Annotated in this window: 21 protein-coding genes; 13 read left to right on the forward strand and 8 right to left on the reverse strand. The window is 57.3% G+C overall.

What is annotated here, in order from left to right:
• Window positions 1-2 precede the first annotated feature (2 nt).
• Window positions 3-1094, reverse strand: coding sequence for a xenobiotic reductase XenA (gene xenA / locus LJX93_RS20040; protein ID WP_033699795.1), 1092 nt, complete (start codon window positions 1092-1094; stop codon window positions 3-5).
• Between the two features lie 50 nt (window positions 1095-1144).
• Between xenA and LJX93_RS20045 the strand changes: the two genes are divergently transcribed.
• Window positions 1145-1480 carry an ArsR/SmtB family transcription factor gene (locus LJX93_RS20045; protein ID WP_033699797.1) on the forward strand — a complete coding sequence of 112 codons (336 nt, stop codon included), beginning with the start codon at window positions 1145-1147 and terminating at the stop codon, window positions 1478-1480.
• A 426-nt stretch (window positions 1481-1906) separates the two neighbouring features.
• Here LJX93_RS20045 and mqo read toward each other — a convergent pair whose 3' ends face one another.
• Together mqo and LJX93_RS20055 are read right to left on the reverse strand one after the other, a co-directional pair.
• On the reverse strand, window positions 1907-3544 hold the full coding sequence (gene mqo, locus LJX93_RS20050; RefSeq protein WP_033699799.1) for a malate dehydrogenase (quinone): 1638 nt from the start codon (window positions 3542-3544) through the stop codon (window positions 1907-1909).
• A 316-nt stretch (window positions 3545-3860) separates the two neighbouring features.
• The gene (locus LJX93_RS20055) at window positions 3861-4052 is read right to left on the reverse strand and encodes a DUF4223 family protein (RefSeq protein ID WP_027594641.1); all 192 of its coding nucleotides are present in this window, start codon (window positions 4050-4052) and stop codon (window positions 3861-3863) included.
• A 204-nt stretch (window positions 4053-4256) separates the two neighbouring features.
• Here LJX93_RS20055 and LJX93_RS20060 point away from each other — a divergent pair, with 204 nt between their 5' ends.
• The 3 genes from LJX93_RS20060 (at window position 4257) to LJX93_RS20070 (ending at window position 5970) form a co-directional block, all read left to right on the forward strand.
• On the forward strand, window positions 4257-4874 hold the full coding sequence (locus tag LJX93_RS20060; RefSeq protein ID WP_227696317.1) for a LysE family transporter: 618 nt from the start codon (window positions 4257-4259) through the stop codon (window positions 4872-4874).
• A 464-nt stretch (window positions 4875-5338) separates the two neighbouring features.
• Entirely contained in the window at window positions 5339-5602 is a 264-nt protein-coding gene (locus tag LJX93_RS20065) for a hypothetical protein (protein WP_033699806.1), read from the forward strand.
• 95 nt (window positions 5603-5697) lie between these two features.
• Window positions 5698-5970, forward strand: coding sequence for a DUF3077 domain-containing protein (locus tag LJX93_RS20070; protein WP_033699807.1), 273 nt, complete (start codon window positions 5698-5700; stop codon window positions 5968-5970).
• Window positions 5971-6194: 224 nt separating this feature from the next.
• On the opposite strand, the gene LJX93_RS20080 is transcribed toward LJX93_RS20070, so the two are convergent.
• Both LJX93_RS20080 and LJX93_RS20085 read right to left on the reverse strand, forming a co-directional pair.
• Entirely contained in the window at window positions 6195-9824 is a 3630-nt protein-coding gene (locus tag LJX93_RS20080) for an ATP-binding protein (protein ID WP_227696318.1), read from the reverse strand.
• Window positions 9825-9919: 95 nt separating this feature from the next.
• The gene (locus tag LJX93_RS20085; protein ID WP_227696319.1) at window positions 9920-11104 is read right to left on the reverse strand and encodes an EAL domain-containing protein; all 1185 of its coding nucleotides are present in this window, start codon (window positions 11102-11104) and stop codon (window positions 9920-9922) included.
• A 199-nt stretch (window positions 11105-11303) separates the two neighbouring features.
• Here LJX93_RS20085 and LJX93_RS20090 point away from each other — a divergent pair, with 199 nt between their 5' ends.
• The 9 genes from LJX93_RS20090 to LJX93_RS20130 all read left to right on the forward strand — a co-directional run bounded on the left by LJX93_RS20090 (window position 11304) and on the right by LJX93_RS20130 (window position 18727).
• On the forward strand, window positions 11304-11930 hold the full coding sequence (locus tag LJX93_RS20090) for a response regulator transcription factor (protein WP_227696320.1): 627 nt from the start codon (window positions 11304-11306) through the stop codon (window positions 11928-11930).
• 173 nt (window positions 11931-12103) lie between these two features.
• Complete coding sequence (locus LJX93_RS20095; RefSeq protein ID WP_227696321.1) at window positions 12104-12646, forward strand: fimbrial protein; 543 nt, start codon at window positions 12104-12106, stop codon at window positions 12644-12646.
• A 70-nt stretch (window positions 12647-12716) separates the two neighbouring features.
• Window positions 12717-13271 carry a fimbrial protein gene (locus LJX93_RS20100; RefSeq protein ID WP_227696322.1) on the forward strand — a complete coding sequence of 185 codons (555 nt, stop codon included), beginning with the start codon at window positions 12717-12719 and terminating at the stop codon, window positions 13269-13271.
• 42 nt (window positions 13272-13313) lie between these two features.
• A complete protein-coding gene (locus LJX93_RS20105) occupies window positions 13314-15803 on the forward strand; it encodes an outer membrane usher protein (RefSeq protein ID WP_227696323.1) in 2490 nt (829 codons plus the stop codon).
• 22 nt (window positions 15804-15825) lie between these two features.
• Window positions 15826-16584 carry a fimbria/pilus periplasmic chaperone gene (locus LJX93_RS20110; protein ID WP_227696324.1) on the forward strand — a complete coding sequence of 253 codons (759 nt, stop codon included), beginning with the start codon at window positions 15826-15828 and terminating at the stop codon, window positions 16582-16584.
• A gap of 32 nt (window positions 16585-16616) precedes the next feature.
• The gene (locus LJX93_RS20115) at window positions 16617-17195 is read left to right on the forward strand and encodes a fimbrial protein (protein WP_227696325.1); all 579 of its coding nucleotides are present in this window, start codon (window positions 16617-16619) and stop codon (window positions 17193-17195) included.
• Window positions 17188-17688, forward strand: coding sequence for a fimbrial protein (locus LJX93_RS20120; protein WP_227696326.1), 501 nt, complete (start codon window positions 17188-17190; stop codon window positions 17686-17688). The genes LJX93_RS20115 and LJX93_RS20120 overlap by 8 nt, the downstream gene beginning before the upstream one ends.
• Window positions 17685-18188 (forward strand): fimbrial protein, encoded by a 504-nt coding sequence (locus LJX93_RS20125; protein ID WP_227696327.1) that lies wholly within the window; start codon window positions 17685-17687, stop codon window positions 18186-18188. Before LJX93_RS20120 ends, LJX93_RS20125 begins: the two co-directional genes overlap by 4 nt.
• An 8-nt stretch (window positions 18189-18196) precedes the next feature.
• Entirely contained in the window at window positions 18197-18727 is a 531-nt protein-coding gene (locus LJX93_RS20130; protein ID WP_227696328.1) for a fimbrial protein, read from the forward strand.
• Window positions 18728-20010: 1283 nt separating this feature from the next.
• On the opposite strand, the gene LJX93_RS20135 is transcribed toward LJX93_RS20130, so the two are convergent.
• From LJX93_RS20135 to LJX93_RS20145, 3 genes are all read right to left on the reverse strand, one after another.
• Window positions 20011-20805, reverse strand: a complete 795-nt coding sequence (locus LJX93_RS20135) for a DNA adenine methylase (RefSeq protein WP_227696329.1) — start codon at window positions 20803-20805, stop codon at window positions 20011-20013.
• Between the two features lie 165 nt (window positions 20806-20970).
• A complete protein-coding gene (locus LJX93_RS20140) occupies window positions 20971-21495 on the reverse strand; it encodes a DUF2514 domain-containing protein (protein WP_227696330.1) in 525 nt (174 codons plus the stop codon).
• Entirely contained in the window at window positions 21492-21938 is a 447-nt protein-coding gene (locus tag LJX93_RS20145) for a structural protein P5 (RefSeq protein ID WP_227696331.1), read from the reverse strand. The genes LJX93_RS20140 and LJX93_RS20145 overlap by 4 nt, the downstream gene beginning before the upstream one ends.
• Window positions 21939-21944: the final 6 nt, after the last annotated feature.

Here is a 21944-nt window from a genome sequence, read left to right on the forward strand (position 1 = left end):
ACTCAGCGATAACGCTCAAGCCAGTGCGCATAAGGCGCCGGCAAGGTCCACGAGGCTTTATCCACGCCCAGCTCCTTGGCCGCAAAGTACGCCCAATGCGGATCAGCCAGGTGCGCACGCCCTACCGACACCAGGTCGAGCTGATTGGCTTTCAGCGCGCCTTCGGCCAGCTGCGGCGTACCAAAGCCCCACGCCGACGTCACCGGCAGGCCCGCCTCGCGGCGTACACGCTCTGCAATCGGCCCCATGAACGCCGGGCCCCACGGGATGTTGGCGTCAGGGATGGTGAAGCCGACGCTGACACTCAGCAGGTCCAGGCCACCGGCTTTGAACATGCGGGCCAACTCGATGGATTCTTCCAGGGTCTGCTCATCGCGACCGTCATATTCCAGCACGCCGAAACGCGCGGTCAGCGGCAGGTTTTCTGGCCACACCTCACGTACCGCGGCCAGGGTTTCCAGCAGGAAGCGGCTGCGGTTCTCGAAGCTGCCACCGTAGGCGTCGGTGCGCTGGTTGGTGTGTTCGGAGAAGAAGCTCTGGCCCAGGTAACCGTGGGCAAAGTGCAGTTCGATCCATTCAAAACCCGCATCCCGCGCACGGCGTGCAGCGTCGACGAAGTCTTGCTTGACCCGGGCGATGTCGCCCAGGGTCATTTCGCGCGGCACTTTCGGCAGGTGAGCACCGAAGGCAATGGCCGACGGGGCGATGGTGTCCCAGCCACGGGCGTCGTCGGCGGCGATGTGGTCGTCACCTTCCCAGGGGCGGTTGGCGCTGGCCTTGCGCCCGGCGTGGGCGATCTGGATGCCGGGCACCGAGCCTGCGGCCTTGATCGCCTGCACCACCGGCACGAAGGCTTGGGCGTGGGCGTCGCTCCAGATACCGGCACAACCGGGGGTGATGCGCCCTTCCGGCGCCACAGCGGTGGCTTCGACCACCAGCAGGCCGGCACCACCTCGGGCCAGGCTGGCCAGGTGCACGTGGTGCCAGTCGTTGATCATGCCGTCCTCGGCCATGTACTGGCACATCGGCGGAATGGCGATGCGGTTGCGCAGGGTGACGTCCTTGAGGGTGTAGGGTTCGAACAATGCGGACATGGAGAAGCTCCCGGGTTATCTGAATACGATAGTTCGATCATAATCGAACTATGGCAATAATTGAAAGGCCCGTTATCATGTCGACCATGCGAGCCTACAAACATCCCAACCCTGAAGACCTGATTCTCGAGCGCCTGCTTTACGCCCTGAGCGACCCCGTGCGCCTGGAGATTGTGCGCCACCTGGCGGGCGTGGCGGAGGCCAGCTGCGGCGAGCTTGACGGCGGGCGGCCGAAGTCGAGCATGTCCCACCATTTTCGCGTCTTGCGCGATGCGGGACTGGTGCACACGCGCAACGTCGGCACTACCCACATGAATTCGCTGCGCAGCGAAATGCTCGACGAACGGTTCCCTGGGTTGCTGGAGTGTGTTTTGCGTCAGCGGTGATGCCGTGTGCTCGCCATAGCAGTTTCAGCGGCTATGAAATCGAGCGCCGCCCGCGCGGCGCTTCGCGGGGCAAGCCCGCTCCCACATCTGTTTCGGGCCAGTGAGGCCTGTGGCATTGGCGCGCGCCCCCTTGTTTGTACGACGCGATATCGAGGCGGGCGCCAAGGGGCTGCGCGCCAATGCCTCAGGAATAACTGGCCCGAAACAGATGTGGGAGCGGCGGTGCGGCGATCCGACTTGCCCCGCGAAGCGCCGCGCGGGCGGCGCTCGATATACGCCCCTCCACCCATCCCATGACAGGCCCCTAGCCGCCCTCACCCGATCTCCCGATGAACAAATCGCAGCCATTCTTCCCCAACATGGCGTGAAGAACCCAAAAAAAAGCCACGAGGTCACCCCCGTGGCTTTCGATTACAACAATGGGGCTTACAGCGCCATGTCGTTCTCAGGCTTGCTTTCTACCGGCTCGCTCGGCGCGTTGCCGAAATCAACGCTGGCGTCGATCACCGGCGGCTTCTCCAGCTGCAGCACTTCAGCGGTGTAGTTCCACTCTTTCTGCGTGGCCGCAGCCGAATCATTCAGCTTGGTACCGTAGCTTGGCACGATCTCTTTGATCTTGGCCTGCCACTCTGGCGTCGCCACTTTCTCTTTGAACACGGTCTCAAGCACATTGAGCATGATCGGGGCCGCGGTCGAAGCACCTGGCGAGGCGCCCAGCAGGCCGGCGATGGTGCGGTCTTGGGAAGCCACCACTTCGGTGCCCAGCTTCAGCACGCCACCCTTCTCGGCATCACGCTTGATGATCTGCACGCGCTGACCGGCCTGCCACAGGCGCCAGTCTTCTTTCTTGGCGTTAGGGAAGTAGGTGCGCAGCGCTTCGAAGCGGTCGTCGTCAGACAGCATCAGCTGGCCAGCGAGGTACTCGACCAGCGGGTACTGTTCGATACCGACCTTGGTCATCGGCCACACGTTGTGCAGCGTGGTGCTGCCCAGCAGGTCGAGGTACGAGCCGTTTTTCAGGAACTTGGTCGAGAACGTGGCGAATGGCCCGAACAGGATCACGCGCTTGCCGTCCAGCACGCGGGTATCCAGGTGCGGTACCGACATGGGCGGCGCGCCGGTCGAGGCAATGCCGTAGGCCTTGGCCATGTGCTGCATGGCAACGGTCGGGTTCTCGGTCACCAGGAACGAACCACCCACCGGGAAGCCGGCGTACTCCTTGGCCTCCGGGATACCCGACTTCTGCAGCAGCTTCAGCGCGCCGCCGCCGGCACCGATGAACAGGAACTTGGCGTCGGTGGCCGACTCGGTACCGTCCTTCAGGTTCTTGTACTCGACGTGCCAGGAGCCGTCCTTGTTACGGGTGATGTCCTGCACTTCGCTGGACAGCTTCAGGTCGAACTTGTCCTGGGTCTTCAGGTGGCCAACGAACTGGCGGGTGATCTCGCCGAAGTTGACGTCGGTGCCGATCGGTGTCCAGGTCACGGCCAGCTTCTGGTTAGGGTCGCGCCCTTCCATCATCAGCGGGACCCACTTGGCGATCTGCGCGTGGTCCTCGGAGTACTGCATCGGGCGGAACAACGGGCTGGCCTGCAGCGCGTCGTAACGCTTCTTGAGGAACTTGATGTTGTCATCGCCCCAGACGAAGCTCATGTGCGGGGTGCTGTTGATGAACGAATGCGGGTTCTTCAACACACCCTGGCGGACCTGCCACGACCAGAACTGGCGGGAGATCTGGAAGGCTTCGTTGATTTCGATGGCCTTGGTGATGTTGACGTTGCCGTCTTTGTCTTCCGGGGTGTAGTTCAGCTCGGCCAGCGCGGAGTGGCCGGTACCGGCGTTGTTCCAGCCGTTGGAGCTTTCTTCGGCGACGCCGTCCAGGCGCTCGACCATTTCCATCGACCAGCTCGGCTCCAGCTCGTGCAGCCAGACAGCCAGGGTGGAACTCATGATGCCGCCGCCGACCAGCAGCACGTCGACTTTCTTGGTTTCTGCCGCGTGCGCTTGCATGACGCTCGCCGCGACAGCCAGACCCAGCAAGGTCTTGCCAGCTTTCTTGAACATTGATTGATTCCAATGGTTAGCACGTAAGGAAGGCCTAGGCGGGGCCTTGTATTTCTCTGTCCTTCAGCGCGCGCTTGTTATTGGTCATTGGAGTCAGCAGCCAAGAGAAACAGTGAACGCTCAGCCGTTGGTCGAATTGACCGGCCACCGCTGAAACGTTTTTCCGATTGTAACCCAATTGCCAGCACAAACAAATTGAGGGGGTTTGCGTCAAGGCGGCAGGTTGTCCCAGGGGGAAAACAAAAGACCCCGGCCACTTGCATGGCCGGGGTCTTTGGATCACGTCGCAAGCGGCGCGATCAGGGTATCGCCAAGATTACTGCGGCTGAGGCAGTTTATCGATTGGGCCGCAGCCACCGATGACCTTGGAGATGGAAACCGAAGGGTGGAACAGGTAGTCGTACGAGCAGTTTTTCTGCTGGTTGTAGACTTGACCAGTGCAGCCGGACAGCAGGGCAACGCCCGAAACGACAGCAACAGCAACGGTGGCTTTCAACAGCTTTTTCATACAAAGTCCTTTAAATGAATCGTCGGCCATCGTGCTGATGGCGCCCGGATCATACAGAACCAAGGCATTGGATCCAAGTCGTGCGGGCCGCGATGTAACAATACGTCGCGTTATCGCAGCATTAACCGACCGTTGAAAAGCGGGCCGCCTCGGAAGATAGTCTGTCGTTCTGCCTCACACCTGCACGCTTACAGGAGTTTCCCCATGCTCGGTGTTACCGACTACGGCGCGTTCGTCATCGCCTTCATCATCGTCCTGGCCATCCCCGGCCCGGGCAACTTTGCCTTGATCACGGCGACCGGCAAAGGCGGCATCAAGGCTGGCATGGCGGCGACCTGCGGGGTGATCCTGGGTGACCAGGTGCTGTTGTGGCTGGCCGTGGCCGGCGTTGCCACCCTGCTGGCCGCCTACCCTGCCGCGTTCCATGTGGTGCAGTGGGCGGGCGCTGCGTACCTGGCCTACCTGGGGCTGCGCATGCTGCTGAGCAAACCCGGCGGCGCCCCGCGTGCAAGCCGCATGGACAACGGCCACTACTTGCGCCAGACCATGATGATCACCTTGCTCAACCCCAAGGCGATCATGTTCTACATGGCGTTTTTCCCGCTGTTCGTCGACCCGGTGAAGCACCAGGGGCTGGTGACCTTTGGCTTCCTGGCGGCGACCGTGGCGGTGGTGACGTTGCTGTATGGGCTGATTGCGGTGGTGTTGACCCACAAGCTGGCTGAACGCATGCGCGCGAATCCGCGGATTACCAACCTGTTCGAGCGGTTGGCGGGGGTGTGCCTGGTCGGGTTCGGGATCAAGCTGGCGGCGATGCGCTGAGGGTTTTCCTACAAGGCTTGCGCGGCCCTGTAGGAGCTGGCTTGCCCTGCGATGGGCCGCAAAGCGGCCCCAGGATCTATCCAGCAAACCATAACCAACAGGTCAGCCCAGTCTTCATTCCCTGAACGATAAAAGACGGCAACTTAGCCTTCCGCCCTACAGCTAACCTTCAGTTTTTTCCCCTATCTTGTAGTCCATTTCCCAAACATACTCCCAACCCGCTCAAACTGTTGCTAGTGCTTGGGTCGCGCTCTAGTCTCGCCGTGTCGTTGCCACTGTAGCGACCGGCTTTGACAGGCCGTCCCGACTTAAGAACTCACTTGCAGCGCTTAATGGCAGCTGTACATGGGGCACACTCGTGTGCGCCGGGTTCCTTGGGTCACCGGTCTGTCAACCCATGTATAGCTGCCTCCATTCGTTTGACAGCGTTAGCAGGCAGCTCCACCTGACTCAAGGAGCTGTATATGCGCAAGATAGTCCCCGATCCGCCCTACTCCCTCGATGCCTCGCAAATCCTGCAGGACACCCTGATCCAATCCACAGAGTACGTCCTCTGCGCCCTGTCCGTAGCCCGTCAGTCCGTGCAACTCAAACCCACCTCGCCCAGCTCGATCGTGATGCAAGCCGTCATCCACGAGATGGAAGCCGTACAAAGCCTGGTGGAGTCCGCCTTGATGCAACTGCAGATGCAGCCGCATGCTCCGGCAGAGCCGCGCACCCTGCACTGAAACCATTGAAGTGATGCATCGCCTGGGCGTGCCTGTTCGCGGGTAAAACCGCGAACAGGCACGCCCAGGAACTGAACATTCCAGGGAGTTCAATGATGACTACAGACACCCCCAAGCCGCCCACTACAGCCGGCAAAACCACGTTCTACCAAGGCGAAAACCAAACCCACCCACTCTTTCGCATCGAGCCCGGCATCTGCTGCCAAAGCGCCCGCGAACAGGCTTCCGAATTGATGGGCTACGTACGCGACATGACCTTGGCTGGATTGATGGATGGTGATCAAAAGCTGATCTGGGCCTCGCATTACCTGAGCGCGATGGCCAAGGCGCTGCTAGATGATGCTGAGCTGGGGATGATGAAACATTAAGGCAACGCTATGCGAGTCTCGATCTGATTTTGAGCAACACCAAACCGTTCGAGGCCTCGCGCTTTCTCGACAATACCGAAATATTCGCAGCGTTCTTGACGGAGGGTCTGTGGACACTGAGACGTATACAGGCTGGGCAGCGTAGAGCAATTGCCATCGCAAGCACTATCAACAGAGACGCCTGATCACGGCCTCACCAAAAGGCTAAGGTTGTCGCCTGAGCGCTATCTGTAACTCATAAGCGCCTGCTCCAGGGCTGTAATAGCAGCCTGTACCTCTACCACGACATCGCTGATCTGGCTCTGATACATCTCCGGTGTACGGCACAAAACCTCCAGTTGACGACAACACTCAACCAGTTGCTCAGCTTTTACCACCCTTGCAGCGCCCTTGATTCGGTGCGCCAGCTCCGCCAGCTTTTCGAATTGGTCTTCCTGCATGAAGATACCAAGAGCTTTACAATCCTTGCGGTTGTTATTGATCAGCTCGTCAAGAATCTGTCTAAACTTCTCAGGCTCGCTGCTGATCAACATTTCCAAGGGCCCAAGGTCGACCACGCTCGTTGAAACAGGCCTCGCCTCTAATCGTTCCGTAGACTGCAAGTCGATCGCAGGACTTTCGTTCTTAGAGCACTGCAACAAGCGAGCGTCCAATTCATCCAAAGCAATCGGCTTAATTAGACAGTCATTCATACCGACTTTAAGACAATGCTCTATCTCTTCCGATTGCGCATCAGCGGTCAGACCCAGGATTATGGAAGCCTCCAACCCTTGAGCCTCCTCTACCTGCCGTATCGCCTGAGTAAGTTCGGCACCGCTCATGACCGGCATGTGGCAATCGGTAATGACAATATCGAAAGCGTGCTCACACCAGCGTTCAAAAGCCGACCGGCCGTTTTCCGCCTCGCTGACATCATGACCCAGAAAGTTCAGCTGCTGACGCAGTACCTGTCGATTGACTTCATGATCATCGACGATCAATACTTGCAAACGATAGCGTGGCTGTTGAATTAACGGCAGTGCAGTTATTGGCGTAAAATTAACAGGTTCAAGTATCTGCAGGCCTAGCTCGACTTCGACGCGCGTCCCTCTACCGACGGCGCTGCTCAGGTTCACTCGGCCGCCCATCATTTCGCAAAGCGAGCGACTGATCACTAGCCCCAGCCCAGTGCCTTCGCTTTGATGTGAGTTTCGTTGAGCCTGAACAAAAGGACGGAACAATCGTTGTTGATCTTCAGAACTGATACCCACGCCAGTGTCTTCGACACTGAGCTTGATAGTTAGCACGCTTGCTTCGCTCAACACACCACTGATGCTGATTTTGACTGTTCCCGCTTCGGTGAATTTGATTGCGTTGCTAACCAGATTGGAAAGAACCTGTTTGAAACGTAGAGCGTCGATCAGTACGTCACAGTTGATGCTAGAATCGATATCGAGCAAAAGCTCTAGGCGCTTTTGACGCGCCAGCCCTTCAAACACCCGCGCCACTGACTCAATCAAAACACGTAAGTTCGCACGTTTAAGCGACAGGCTAAGGCGTCCAGACTCGATGCGGGCGATGTCAAGGATATCGCCGATCAATTCCAGCAGGCTTTTTGCCGATGTATGAGCGATCTCAATGCTGGCGCGGTCGATTGGCTCGCTGTCGGCGCGCTTGAGTGCAAGCTCGAGGATGCCGATCACGGCATTCATCGGTGTGCGGATTTCGTGACTCATGGTGGCCAGGAAGCTGGTCTTGGCGCGGCTAGCGTCGTCCGAATGGGCCTTCGCTTCGCGTAACTGCGCCACCAACTGGCGGTGCTCGGTAATATCCAGCCAGCCACAGATGACCCCCTTTGTCACCCCTTTGGAATCCTGAAACGGTTGCACCCAGTGGTTGATCCACGCTTCCTTGCCCTGGAGCCGCACGGCATGTACCGACTCGATTGTCTGCCCGTCGCGCATGGCCTGAGAGTAATTACGATAGAACTCCGGGAGGCTTTCGAAATTCTCCTTCGGTAACTGCCGGACCGTTTTATGCAACACCTCATCAGCGCTCAAGCCAACGCTTTTGAGATAGCTGCGGTTGCACGACAGCATTCGTCCCTTGGTGTCACGGACATAAAGCGGTGGCGGCATGCAGTCAGTCAGGGTCTCGATAAATTGCAACTGATCGTTGAGCATGCGCTCGGCCTTGAGCCGGGCTTTGATCTGCCTACGCAGGTAAAACACCCACACCAGTGACAACAACAGCAACAGCGCGGCAGCGGCGACAATTTCAGTGATCAGCCGCTCATAATCTACCCAGGTCTGACCGCTCATACCCGGTGGCGAACGCCAGCGGTTGGAAATCGCATTAAGCTCGTCCGGTGCAATGCTCTGCAAGACCGTATCGATGATCGACTGCAGCTCTACGTCACTACGACGCATGGCGAAATTGACCGTCGCCGGCCCAACATCCAGTATCTGGTTGATGGCCAGTTTGTCTCGAAATAAACGCTCGATGTAATAGCGAGCAGCGGGTAAGGACACCATGGCGGCATCCGCATCGCCTTCGTAGAGCAGATTCATCGAATCCAGCGAGCCACCCGCCTCAACCACCCTGGCTTCGGGGTAACGCTCGCGCAGTTTTTCGATGGCCACATGACCTGTTGGTACCGCCACACGCTTGTCGATCAGATTGCCCAGCTTGCCTTGCTGGTCAATGTTGCTGAGCAATACAAAGGGACTGTTGAGCAGTGGCCGGGAAAAGCGCAGGTATTCCTCGCGCTCGGAGCTTGCCGTCATCAGTGCCAGATCAGCCTTGCCCTGCTGCACCGCGTCGATAATCTGGGGGAAGCCACCACTGCGGGAAACCACTTCAAAATGCAGGCCGGTACTTAGCGTGATCACTTCAAGAACATCGGCGATGCCGCCTGAAAACACCCCGCTAGCATCGAAATAGGCGCCCGGGGCCAGGTCATCATTGATCACCAGGCGTACCACCGGATGCCGCTGTATCCAGCGTGTTTGCTCTACGGTGAGGCTAATGGGGTCTTCACTGGGGATGAAGCTGTTGCCCACCCATCGCTTGGCCAAATTGCGCAACTGATCTTCGCCGATGGATGTGAGGGCGACATTGAGAAGCCGTTGCATACGCGTGTTGTCGACCTTCAGCGCATAACTGTAGTCGCCTCCGCGAACATCCGAGAAACGCTCAAAACGGACAAAGTTGTAGAACGAACGATTGATTAGGTAATAGGCGCTGTACAGGTCGTCCAAGTAAACATCCGCCTGCCCAAAGGCGGCAGCGGCAATCGCTTTTTCATGGTCGGCGTACACCCTGAAAACGGCCCGCGGGTAGCGGTGTTTGAGCTCGGCGCTATGCTCGTGGGTGATCGCAACACGCAAGCCGGCAAGATCAGGGGGTGAATGCCGGGGTTCGGCACTGCGTTTGAACACCGCCAGCCGGTCCCTGGCGTAGGGAATGCTCAGCAGCAGGTCGGGGCGAGGCTCTGTACTGCCGTGAATACTGATGACATCGACACTACCGGCCTGTAATGCCTTGCGCGCGTCCTGCTCATTGGCAAAGGGAACGACCTTCACCTGCAAGCCCAAGAGTTGAGCGACCAGAGCGGTTGCATCGGCGCTGATGCCTTCGTACAGGTTATCTTGGGCATAGACTGAAAACGGCGCGCACTCGGTTGCATACACACCCACCTTGAGCTCAGCCTTGTGCCGCAGCCAATGCCAGTCTTCAGTCGTGATCGCCATATCGTGACGATCGATACGCAGCTGGCTGGACAGCACCTGCGGGGCCAAAGGCAGGGTGGCAGCCAGCAGCGGAACGCTGCTCAACAGTAGGCCGATGGACAGGCAGAAAGAACGTAAATGCATGCGAGATAGAAACCGAAGGAGCCTGGGGATCGCCGCCAGTGGCGGCGCAATAATAGTTCAAAGTGGTTGCCGTCGCTCGTTCATGAGGACCTGCCTCACAACCTGCGCTGCATGCAGAAGTCGATGAAGTGGCTTTCCGGCATCGGCCGGGCGAACAAAAACCCTTGGGCAAGGGTGGCGCCCAACTCAATCAGGTGAGCCTGTTGCTCGACGGTCTCTACACCTTCGATAACCAGCGAGATGCCTAACGCCCGGGCCAGCGCCACCGAGCAACTGATAATCGCAGCGCTCTTGGGCTGGTTTTGCATCTTGCGCACGAACGCCCGGTCAAGCTTGATTTCACTAAATGGCAGTTCACTTAGTCTATCCAATGAAGAATAACCGGCGCCAAAATCATCCATGGCCAGGCCACAACCGAGCATACGCAGCCGCACCAAGTTTTCCAGACTTCTGGCAGGTGCACTGATGAGACCAGACTCGGTGATTTCGAACGTCACGCTGGCCGCTGGCACCTGTGACCGCTTGATCAGCAGGGTGATGCGCTCAGTCAACGCGGCGCACGCCAGCTGCGCCGGGTGCAAGTTGAACGCCAGGTCGATCCCCTGGCGCTGCGCTGCCAGCCTTTGCTGAAGAGACAGGCCCTGTTCGAACAGCTGCCAGAACAAGCGGTTGATCAGGTTGTGCGCTTCCATCACCGGTAAAAAATGTGCGGGTGGCAGCACCCCCCATTGAGGGTGCGTCCAGCGTGCAAGCACTTCTGCGCCAACCAGTTGCTGCCCCTGCAGGGTAAATTTGGGTTGGTAATAGGCCTCGAACTCTCCGTTGTCCAAGCCTTGCTGCACATCGTTCAACGTGGGGAGCTCTGCCGGCGACAACACTTTAGGCGCGGCGCTGCAGTGTTCCCTATAGCGTTTGACCACCTGGCTGAAACCTTCCAGGTTGAAAGGCTTACCCAAGTCGCCCAAGAAAGTCAGGCCCAGACAGTGGATCATCGCGACCGTGGCCTGACGCAGCGCCGGGTCCAGTTCGCTGCATAGCACCACAGCCCCAATTTTGCCGCTGCTACTGGCTTGGCGAAGAAACGCCAAGCCGTCCATGCCAGCCATTTTCAAGTCACAGATAATAATGTCTATCGCGTCGCAGGCTGACAGCACAGCAACGGCCTCGTGGCCGTCCGCCGCTTGCAGAATGGGCCCCGGCAACACTTTTTCCAGTGCAGTCACGGTGACAAGGCGCTGGAAGGGTTCATCCTCCAGCACCAGAACAGTCAAGTCTTGCATCGCAGGTCTACACGCACGCAATTGAAGGAGCCACAGTCTGCAAGGCTCGCATCTGACACCTCCATGGGAAATTTCCTCTCATCCATCGGAAATTTCCGAAGCAAGTACAGCTCTGTCCTACGCAGCTAATGGTGATAACCTGCTAGTGGCTTATCGATACCGTTCCGTAACAAGCGCGTTCTCAAGGTAGATTCACACTATGCATAGCGTTCTGATAGTTGACGATCATCCAGTCATTCGACTTGCAGTCCGGGTGCTGCTGGAAAAGCACGGCATGCGCGTGGTGGGCGAAGCGGACAATGGCCTGGATGCGGTTCAGCTGGTACGCGAGCTCAACCCGCAGGTGGTCATTCTCGATATTGGTATTCCCAAACTGGATGGGTTTACCGTTATCACCAAGATTAAAACGCTAAACGTGCGTAGCAAGGTGCTTATCCTGACTTCGCAACCTGCCGATTCGGTATGCCGTCGCTGTATCCAGTTAGGTGCACGCGGTTTCGTCAACAAGGAAGAGGACCTGGGCAGCCTGATTACAGCAATCAAGTCAGTGGATGCCGGCTATTCCTTCTTTCCCTCTCTGACGTTTGACAGTGTCAATCCTTCCGAGCAACTGACGGAGCAGGAGCAGATTCAATCACTGACTGACCGGGAAGTGACCGTATTGCAATACCTGGCCCAAGGGTATTCCAACAAACAAATTGGCGAAATGCTCTTTCTTAGCAATAAAACCGTAAGCACCTACAAAACACGACTGCTACAAAAGCTGGGTGCGACGTCACTGGTTGACCTGGCGGAGTTTGCCAAACGCAACGCATTGACGCCGTGATTGCTGTAATGCTCCTGTAGGAAATTTCCTATGCCTCCGTAGGCAATTTCCTACTCACTTCTTCCCTTCCGCCCCCTAGGCTTACCCCAGCTCAACGGTACACAGATACCCGAGCGGAGAGAGTGTTCGATTGAGTCCCTTCAAGCACTTCACTATCAATCTAGGAGTATGAAATGAAAGTTAGTTCGTTGGCTGGCGCAATTATGGCAGTTGCACTGGCAGCCACTTCGGCTGTCAGCTTTGCCCAAGATCAGGGGCACGGTGTCATTACCTTCAAAGGCGCTATTATTGATGCCCCGTGCTCCATCGCTCAAGAGTCTCAGTACCAGACTGTAGACATGGATCAGATCGCCAGCGTCGCCTTGAAAAACGGTGGCAAATCTAGCCCGACTACCTTCAAGATCGAATTGCGCGGCTGTGAATTGGATGCCCTTAAGTCCGCAACTGCAACCTTCACTGGCTCGCCTGCGTCCAACCCCGACCTGCTGGCGCTTAAAGGGCAAGCCCAAGGCGCAAGCCTGGCCATTGCCGACCACACAGGCGCGCTGATCAAACTCGGCAGTGCTTCACCTGCGCAGACTCTATCCAACGGCAACACCTACCTGCAGTTCAATGCCTATCTGCAGGGCGATAAAGCCGTCGGCCAAGGGGCTGCGCCTGAGATCGTACCGGGTGACTTTGAGACTTTCGCCAACTTTACCCTCGCTTATCAGTAACGTCATTCGTCACTGAGGTGCCCCGCAGTACGCAATACCCGCGTACTGCGGGGAGATGGGGGAGTTTTAAATGAATCACACTACCGCACTGTGGTTAATCCCACTGGCGCTACTGTTCGTGCTGAGCGAACCCGCCAGTGCCACTGAGCCACTTCCTGGTGGCTCATTTAAGGGGCGGGTGCAGATTGCTGGGAGCATCGTCGATAGCGCCTGCAGCATTCGTGTTGGAGGTGACAGCCAGACAATCGCGTTCAAGCCCTTGGCACTAAATGGATTGCTAAGCGGTGACACCACTTCCCAACAATCCTTGACCATCTATATCAGCGACTGCATTACACCGGAAAAACATAACAAGAAAACCGATCCATTTCAGCGTTTCACGCTTACATTCGAAGGCCAACCTTATGGTAAAAACTTCGGCATCCAAGGCGGCGCGAAAGGCATCGCACTACAAATCAAAGATAACCAAGGGAAATTAGTTTCACCTGGCATGTTACTTGAGCATGGCGCACTTTCCATCGACAGCCTGATGCTCAATTACTCCATGACGCTCATCGGTAGCGGACATACACTGGAAGCGGGCGATTATCACGCCACGATCAAGCTGAGTATTCAGCATTTCTGAACTGCAAAAATCTAGTTCAGTTTCGCTCAAGGATTTAGTCACGTGAATTACCGTAAGGTACTGGCTACCACGACGTTTTGTTGTGTCGCGACGTGGGCAGGTGCAGCCGAGGAATTCCAATTCAATACCGATGTACTGGACCTCAAGGACCGCGAAAACCTTGACCTTGGGGTGTTTGCTTCGGCCAACTTTATCATGCCCGGCCATTACAGCCTGATGGTGCACGTGAACGGCGATACGTTGACGGAGTTTGCTGTCGACTATCTCTTGGCCGAAGATGATACGAAAAGCAGTGTCGCCTGTCTTTCGCCGACTTTGGTCAATGAATTGGGTTTGAAAGAACACGTCAATAAGTCGCTGATCTGGTGGCATGACGGCGCCTGCCTGGACCTAACCAGCGTTCCCGGTATGCAGGCACGTGGCAACCTGGGCACTTCCGCGCTGTACGTGAGCATCCCGCAGGACCAACTGGAATACACTTCTGCGAACTGGGACCCGCCTTCCCGCTGGGACGAAGGAATTTCCGGGGTGCTGTTCGATTACAACTTCAACGCCCAAACCACAGCGTACAAGCGCGGTAAAGGTCGGAGCGACAACCTCAGCGGCAACGGTACCGCTGGGATAAACTTGGGCGCTTGGCGCCTGCGCGGCGACTGGCAGACCCAGATGCAACGCAGTGACGACCAATCGTCGCAAAACCAGTTCGCCTGGAGCCGTTTCTATGCGCTACGCGCAGTGCCATCGCTGCGCTCGAACCTGCTCGTCGGTGAAGACTACTTGGACTCTAACCTATTCGGCAGTTTCCGCTACACCGGCGTTAACCTGAGCAGCAATGACAACATGCTTCCCCCTAACCTCAGAGGTTATGCCCCGGAAGTCAGCGGTGTGGCCCGCACCAACGCACGTGTGGTGATTCGCCAACAAGGTCGGGTGCTTTATGACACCCAGGTGCCGCAAGGAGCGTTTCGGATCCAGGATCTTAACGATGCGGTCTCTGGCAAGCTTGACGTACGTGTGGAGGAGCAGGATGGCAGCGTTCAGGAGTTCCAGATGGATACTGCCAGTATCCCGTACCTTACTCGTCCAGGCACGGTGCGCTATAAACTGGCAACTGGCAAGCCCTCCGACTGGGAACACCAAGTCGATGGCCCGGCGTTCGCCACCGGGGAATTTTCCTGGGGTGTGAGTAACGGCTGGTCGCTGTATGGCGGCGGCCTCGGTGCCAAGGATTACGGGTCCCTAGCCGTGGGCGTGGGCCGTGACCTGATGGCGTTCGGTGCGCTGTCATTGGACGTCACACAATCGCGGGCCACAGTGCCAGAACACGACACCTTGAGCGGCAAGTCGTATCGTGCCAGCTATTCCAAGCGCTTCGATGAGTACGATAGCCAGGTTACCTTTGCCGGTTACCGGTTCTCCGAGGAGAGCTACCTGAGCATGAACGAGTTCATTGAAATCCAGCGCGGCAGCCAGCCGTTGAACCAGAGCAAGGAGCTTTACACTGCGACACTAAGCAAACAGTTTCGCGACTCCGCGCTCAGCGTGTACTTCAACTACAACCACCAAACTTACTGGAACAGCCAGGCGAGCGACCGCTACAGCCTGTCGTTGTCTAGCTATTTTGATGTCGGTGGTTTGAAGAACCTCAGCCTGTCGCTAACAGCGTACCAAAACAAAGGTAACGGCACCTCCGATGACGGCGCCTACCTGACGGTCAGTATCCCCTGGGACAGCACCGGTTCGTTCAGCTACAGCTCGTCGGTCAACCGCGGCGAAACGAGCCATAGCCTGAGTTACTACGACCGTATCAATGAGCGTAACCACTACATGCTCAGCGCCGGCGAGTCCTCCAGCGGGGACATCGCCAGCGGCTTCCTGTCCCATGACGGAGATCAGGCCCAGTTAGTGGCCAGCGCCAGCTACCAAGCTGGTGAGTACACCTCGGCTGGGCTGTCAGTGCAAGGCGGCGCCACGCTGACCGGCCAAGGCGCAGCGTTGCACCGCAGCAATGTCATGGGAGGTACTCGGCTGCTGGTGGATACCCAAGGCGTGGCCGACGTACCGGTGCGCGGCAATGGCGGAGTGACCCGAACCAATCGTTTCGGCAAGGCGATAGTGACAGATGTCAACAGCTATTACCGCAACCAGGCAAGCATCGTGCTGGATGATCTGGCTGACGATGTTGAAGCCACCCAGTCCATTACCCAGGCGACGCTGACCGAAGGCGCAATTGGCTACCGTCGTTTCGATGTAATCGCCGGCCACAAAGCCATGGTCGTCATTCATATGGCCGACCATCGCGCCCCTCCGTTTGGCGCCAGCGCACAAAACAGCCGTGGCCAGGAAACCGGCATTGTCGGCGAGGAAGGATCGACGTATCTGAGTGGGATGAAGCCGGGCGAAACCATGTCGCTGCACTGGGACGGCAGTGCACGGTGTCATTTCACCCTGCCCGACCAGGTCGTTTCATCTGAAAGACAACTAGAGCTGCTGTGCCAGCCCGCTAATGACGCGGACAACCCCGCCGCTTAATCCATTTGCAACAGGTACCTATATGAACAACAGCTTCAAAAGCAACACCCTGACCCTGCTTGCCCTGATCGGGACCTGTGCGGCACAGACCAGCCTGGCCGCCGTATCGCTGGACCGTACCCGGGTTATTTTTACTGGCAGTGAAAAATCGATCAGCCTCAGCGTAAGTAACCAGAACCCGCAGTTACCCTACCTTGCCCAAGCCTGGATCGAGAACGAACAGGCCGAGAAAGTCACCAGCCCTATGGTCGTGGTCCCACCGATCCAGCGCCTGGAGGCCGGCGCGAACAGTCAGGTGAAGATTCAAGGCCTACCTGAACTGAGCCAGCTCCCACAGGATCGCGAATCGCTGTTCTATTTCAACCTGCGTGAAATTCCGCCGCGCAGTGATAAACCCAACACCTTGCAAATTGCCCTGCAAACGCGGGTGAAGCTGTTCTATCGACCCGCCGCGATCGCCCCCCGGGCAGGCATCAACGAAGCCCCCTGGCAGGAAAAGCTGACTCTTACGCGCCAAGACGACCGCTATTTGGTGAACAATCCTACGCCCTATTACGTCACGCTAATCGATGCCACGCCCAAGCTCGACACCGCTAGTCCAAGTGACTTCAAGCCCGTGATGATCAAACCCAGAGGTCAACTCGACCTGGGCGTGAGCAGCAAGGTGCTAGGCGACAAGCCGGTGCTGACCTACGTCAATGACTACGGTGGCCGCCCGCAACTGCAGTTCAGCTGTGCCGCAGGCACATGCACCGCTAGCCCCGTTGCCACCAAGCGCTGATACCCGACGACCTACTCTAGTAAGGGCACATCATGAAGCCTGGACTCCGAATCTGTCTTGCTGCCTTGCTCTGCAGTGCCAGTGTCTCGACCTTGTCTTTTGCCGCCGGCAGTACTGCCCAGACGGCCGAATTCCAGGTCACCGGCACCCTGCTTGAAAGCGCCTGTTATCTCGACCCTAGCTCAGCCTATCAGACCGTGTCCCTTGGCGATCTGAGCACCGCCCGTCTGTCGCTCCCTGGCGATCAAGGTACGCCTGTGGCCCTGCACTTCAAATTGCAAGGTTGTATACGCAGCAAAGGCGGCCGCGAGGATGAACAGCAAGGCTCTCTGGTCTGGAGCGCTATAGAGCCTGTGGCCGCACTAGCCTTTACGGCGGTCGCTGATGCCGATACGCCCGAGTTGATCAGAGTGACCGGGGCTGAGGGTTTTGGCCTGCGCCTGCTCGACATCCAAGGTCACGACGTACGCCTCGGCCGCACCGCACCGGGATGGTTCGTCTCGCCAGGAGACAGTCAGCTGACCTATTACATTCGCCCTGAGCGCACTGCGGCCGCTTTGCGCCCGGGCGCTTTCCGCGCCAGCGTCAATGTGAACTTGGCGTATGACTGAGAGCAATTTAATGACTGTCGTATGTACCGTACTGCTGGCTATGCTGCTTGGCTGTGCGTCGATGAGTCACGCTTCACAGTGGCAGGTGGTGACGATCGAGGGTGTCGTCTATGCAGCGGCTCCCTGCGTTATCAATAGAGACGCGCCCATCAGTGGCGCCTTTGGCAGTGTGCAGACCGCCGGAATCGATGGCAATTACAAGACCATCACTCTGGATTACGAACTCGATTGCAGCCGTTCGTCAAGCAATGAGTTGCGCATTCAGGTACGCGGCGACCCCGCGTTCGATCCCACGCTGCTAAAGGTGCGCGAGCATGACAATCTCGGCATAAGCATCAAGAAGGACGGTACCCGTCTGGCGGTCAATACCTGGGCTGACTTCGACACCCGCAAACAACCGGTACTGCAAGCGGTGCTTATAAAACGCGAAAATAGCGAACTAAAAGCCGGCGCGTTCAACGCCAGCGCAACCTTGGTGGTGGACTATCGATGAACACTCTATATCGCATGCTGGCGATACTGTCAGTCGGGACCCTGCCCCTGCGATGCATGAGCGCGGACAACCTTCAGTTCAGCGGCACCCTAGTAGCGCCGCCCGGCTGCACCGTCAGCGACAAAGGTGGGCGTATTGAGGTTCGCTTCGAGCGTAATATCGCCGTCAACCGCATTAATGGCGAGCTTTACCGGCAAGTGATTCCTTATCAGATCGAATGCCCGGGTGCAACCAACGCCGGTATAACATGGCACATGCGCCTGACCCTCAAGGGTGCTGACGCCGGTTTCGAACCTAGCGCGCTCAAAACTTCAGTAAACGATCTGGGCATCAAGGTACTGCTTGGCGGTACCCCGCTAATTCCCAATCAGCCCCGAGATATTGATGTCAACGCATCGACACCGCCATTGCTAGAAGCCGTACCGGTAAAGCTTGCTGGTGCGGCCCTGCCCAGCACCGACTTTACCGCTTCGGCGCTACTGATGGCCGAACTCTACTAGGAGGTACTATGGGCAAGTGGGTTATGACTCTGAGCGCCTTGATCGCCAGCCTATGGTTGCCGACAGCACAGTCAGCAGAGGACAACCTGTATTTCTCCGGCACCCTGGTGAATGAGCCTTGCGTTCTGGATGAGAGAGATGAGTTGATCAAACTGGACTTCGAAAGTGTCATCGACAAGGACCTGTACCTCAATGGCAGAACCAAGGGCCGCCCCATTGAGCTGCGCTTGAAAAACTGCGACCTGGATATTGGCAAACGCATGGTCAACATCACGTTCAGCGGTAATGAAAGCAGCGAACCACCTGGGCTACTGATTCTGCAAAGCGCACATGTGCAAGGCCTGATGGTAGGGCTGGAGACGACGGTAGGAACGCCCCTGCCGTTGAACAAGACCCACGCCATGGGCGAATTGAGCGGTGGCTATCACGCCCTCAACTTCAATGCTTACCTGCAAGTGGCACCCCAGGTGCTAGCCAACCGCACCCTAGGGTTGGGCGAATTTGAAGCGTCGCTAACCTTTGCCCTGAGTTACGAGTAATCACCATGAAAAATCCGTACACGACAAAGCTACACCGCGCTTTGGCATCGGTACTATTGTGCGGCATTACAGCACAAGCACAAGCCTTCAATATTATCTCAACGGACAGTCGCTATGAGGCGAGCGGCGTACGCTATTACTTCACAGTAAACAATTGGACAACTAACGACAATAGTCGTAGCCCTTGCATTCAGCCCTCTCCAGGATCGACTACTTGCGTCGTTGAGGTGACGGCGAACCAGTCGCCGTTCACGACCTCCTCTGTTGGAACAAGCTTATCTTGGGATGTACCACTTCGGTCCGGATACTCAACTATGGGCCAATTATTAGTGGACCTTCAAAGCAAAGGATTTAGAATCCCCCTAAACGGGTCAGTTCTAGTACCTTACAATTCTGTTACCGATGATCTCTGCATCACTTTTACCTATGCAGCAATTGGCCCTAGCATAGGAGGCGCAGTTAGCCGTTTTGGGCCATGCACCCCTGTCATGGCTCCGACACTACAATGCCAGCTCACGGGCGACACAACTATCAACCATAAAAATCTGTCAGACAATGAGGTTAACGGGGCAAAGGCGTCGACACAGCTCAATCTGCAATGCCAGGGCCCATCTAGCGTAACTGTTAGCACATCAAGAACGGACTACTCAGGCGTAAAACTCAGAAGCGATGGCAGTCTTTATTCAAAGATCACCATTAATGGCATGGACGCTTATAGAGGCATCGACGTACAGGTTAGCAAAGGTCAAATTGCCAAACTTAATATTACCTCGACACTTAGTACTCGTGGGACCGTCGCCCCTGGTGAATTCTCTGGCTCCACGGTTATAAGTATCTCACCGCCATAATTGAAATTAAAATAGGTTGCTAAAACCACTCTCCCCTTCGCCGAAGACGATGGTGAAGAATCCTGCTTACACAAATCATGTCCTCGGCACCAGGCTTTGCCCGATGCACACCTTGATCCACGCAACATACTGGGAAGAGAACGACGTCATACCCAGACCGGAAATAAAGTAGTAGATCAGCAATACAATGTAGAAACGAAAAAGCCCCGCAGATGTTAATCTGCGGGGCTTCATCTTGTATGGCGGAGAGATAGGGATTTGAACCCTAGGTACTGTTGCCAGTACAACGGATTTCGAATCCGTTTTCGACCTCATATTTTTTTGAGATGATTTTGTGAAACTCAATAAAATCAATAACTTCAACAGAGCATGACACAACAGCACTCCACACCATTGGGGGGATTGATTCCCCCAAAATTCCCCCAGGCCTGCCTATCAGAACAACTGGCCAAGTTGTGACGGCTCCCAATTCATGATTACCAGCTCACCGGTCACATCGGCCTGGCCATGCCTCTGGTTCGCGGTGGTATACCGGATATCCAACCGCTCGAAGTGGAACCCGTCAAAAGCCGCTCGAATGTCGGGATGGTCGTTGATGCTCACCATCACCTTGCCTTTGCATGTGCGCATGAACTCAGCCATCCGCTCATAGTGCTCGAACGGGAAATCGACCCCGTAGCCGGCGGTCTGCCAGTAAGGCGGGTCCATGTAGAAGAAGGTGTGCGCTCGATCATAGCGCTGCGCGCAGTCGAGCCATGTCAAGTTCTCGACGTAGGTGCCGGCCAACCGCTGCCAGGCGGCGGACAGGTTCTCCTCGATGCGCAGCAGGTTGATGGCAGGTCCGGTGGTGGCGGTACCGAACGTTTGCCCAGTGACTTTGCCGCCGAAGGCGTGCTGTTGCAGGTAGAAGAACCGGGCCGCGCGCTGGATATCGGTCAACGTCTCCGGTCTCGCCATCTTTTGCCACTCGAAGATCTGCCGGGACGACAGCGCCCATTTGAACTGCCGAACAAATTCCTCCAGGTGGTTCTGCACCACCCTGTACAGGTTGACCAGATCGCCGTTGAGATCATTCAAGACCTCCACCTGGGCGGGTTGCGGCCGCATGAAGTACAGGGCGGCGCCACCGGCGAATACCTCGACGTAGCACTCATGGGCGGGGAAAAGTGGGATCAAGCGGTCGGCCAGGCGGCGCTTGCCGCCCATCCAAGGAATGATTGGGTTAGTCAATTTGCAAACCTTTACTGTATGGATGAACAGGTGCTAGGCTCGCCGTGCTTTGTGCACAGAGCGGGAGCCTTGGCTGGGCTTGCAGGTATGGTCTGCGGGTTCGGCGGTCAGCAGGGATGTTGACGCATCCCCGGTGGCCGCTCTCTTTGCATGAAGCCTTCGAATTTATTCCCGGGTGCTTACTGACGCCCGCCTTGCGATCAGGGCGTCGTGCTCCCGGGAGCACTGCTCACCGGCGATCCTGGCTCGGTCATAAGCCTGCGCCAGCTCTCGATTCGTAGCGACAGACCGGTCGAGCAGGTCGGAAAGCACCATGGCGGCGCGGGTGGCTGCCTGGCCTCGGGCGATAGCGGCGGTATCCGGGCCGGGGCAACTGACGGAGGCAGCGAGTTGGCTGGCGTCACTGCGCAGCCGCCGGCCAGCAGCATCGGCGCCAACAGCGCCAGCATCAGCAATCGTTCTTTCTTCATGCCCTTTAACCCTCGCCTCTTGCTGCGCGTCAGCGCTCCGGTGTTCTTCCTGGCGCGCCGATCGTTCGCCGATTACCTCGGCCAATCGGTCGCCGCTGTCCCGCTGCGCTGATATCTGACCGCCCTTCGCCCGTTCTACCGAAATGCCGTGTTGGTAGGCGCCCCAATGGGACGCGAGAAGCACAAGCACAGTGACAGCCGTAGCAGGCCAAGCACTCATGACAAAGCCCGCCGGATACCCTCATCAATGATCATCGACGGGTACGGGTTGCCGCCGTTCTCGTGGATGATGATGCCGAGCACCATCCCGCGCAGCGTGGCCGGGTCTCTGATGTCGATCGGGTCAGTCGCGCGTACGCCCAGGCGCTTGGCCACGGCAGCGGCGTAAGCCTGGGTGTTGTTCTCGTTACTCGGCGCCCAGCGGTTGATGGTTTCGAGCACGGTATCGATCCCCTTCCCGCCTACCCCCGGCATGCCGTCTTTACCTCGGTAGTTGATCAGCAGCTTGCCCAGGGCGCGGATGCCATTTTCGGGATGGTCGAACCGAGCGAAGCGCGGCTTGGATACACCCTCTTCCAGGCCGAGCTGGCCCTGCCAGGCGTTGCGAGGGTTGTAATCGATGTTGCCGGGGTTCTTGTTGCGGACTCCGCGTGGTGTGGTCATGTGTTT

Source organism: Pseudomonas sp. HN2-3, assembly GCF_020691745.1.
GTDB lineage: Bacteria > Pseudomonadota > Gammaproteobacteria > Pseudomonadales > Pseudomonadaceae > Aquipseudomonas > Aquipseudomonas capeferrum.

Excerpts from the sequence above, each read along its gene's own strand:
- LJX93_RS20140 (WP_227696330.1), bottom strand. The coding sequence starts at position 21,495 with ATGAGTGCTTGGCCTGCTACGGCTGTCACTGTGCTTGTGCTTCTCGCG.
- LJX93_RS20095 (WP_227696321.1), top strand. The coding sequence starts at position 12,104 with ATGAAAGTTAGTTCGTTGGCTGGCGCAATTATGGCAGTTGCACTGGCA.
- LJX93_RS20090 (WP_227696320.1), top strand. The coding sequence starts at position 11,304 with ATGCATAGCGTTCTGATAGTTGACGATCATCCAGTCATTCGACTTGCA.
- LJX93_RS20125 (WP_227696327.1), top strand. The coding sequence starts at position 17,685 with ATGAACACTCTATATCGCATGCTGGCGATACTGTCAGTCGGGACCCTG.
- LJX93_RS20055 (WP_027594641.1), bottom strand. The coding sequence starts at position 4,052 with ATGAAAAAGCTGTTGAAAGCCACCGTTGCTGTTGCTGTCGTTTCGGGC.
- LJX93_RS20115 (WP_227696325.1), top strand. The coding sequence starts at position 16,617 with ATGAAGCCTGGACTCCGAATCTGTCTTGCTGCCTTGCTCTGCAGTGCC.
- LJX93_RS20100 (WP_227696322.1), top strand. The coding sequence starts at position 12,717 with ATGAATCACACTACCGCACTGTGGTTAATCCCACTGGCGCTACTGTTC.
- LJX93_RS20145 (WP_227696331.1), bottom strand. The coding sequence starts at position 21,938 with ATGACCACACCACGCGGAGTCCGCAACAAGAACCCCGGCAACATCGAT.
- LJX93_RS20080 (WP_227696318.1), bottom strand. The coding sequence starts at position 9,824 with ATGCATTTACGTTCTTTCTGCCTGTCCATCGGCCTACTGTTGAGCAGC.
- LJX93_RS20070 (WP_033699807.1), top strand. The coding sequence starts at position 5,698 with ATGACTACAGACACCCCCAAGCCGCCCACTACAGCCGGCAAAACCACG.
- LJX93_RS20045 (WP_033699797.1), top strand. The coding sequence starts at position 1,145 with ATGGCAATAATTGAAAGGCCCGTTATCATGTCGACCATGCGAGCCTAC.
- LJX93_RS20120 (WP_227696326.1), top strand. The coding sequence starts at position 17,188 with ATGACTGAGAGCAATTTAATGACTGTCGTATGTACCGTACTGCTGGCT.
- mqo (WP_033699799.1), bottom strand. The coding sequence starts at position 3,544 with ATGTTCAAGAAAGCTGGCAAGACCTTGCTGGGTCTGGCTGTCGCGGCG.
- LJX93_RS20060 (WP_227696317.1), top strand. The coding sequence starts at position 4,257 with ATGCTCGGTGTTACCGACTACGGCGCGTTCGTCATCGCCTTCATCATC.
- LJX93_RS20110 (WP_227696324.1), top strand. The coding sequence starts at position 15,826 with ATGAACAACAGCTTCAAAAGCAACACCCTGACCCTGCTTGCCCTGATC.
- xenA (WP_033699795.1), bottom strand. The coding sequence starts at position 1,094 with ATGTCCGCATTGTTCGAACCCTACACCCTCAAGGACGTCACCCTGCGC.
- LJX93_RS20085 (WP_227696319.1), bottom strand. The coding sequence starts at position 11,104 with ATGCAAGACTTGACTGTTCTGGTGCTGGAGGATGAACCCTTCCAGCGC.
- LJX93_RS20065 (WP_033699806.1), top strand. The coding sequence starts at position 5,339 with ATGCGCAAGATAGTCCCCGATCCGCCCTACTCCCTCGATGCCTCGCAA.
- LJX93_RS20130 (WP_227696328.1), top strand. The coding sequence starts at position 18,197 with ATGGGCAAGTGGGTTATGACTCTGAGCGCCTTGATCGCCAGCCTATGG.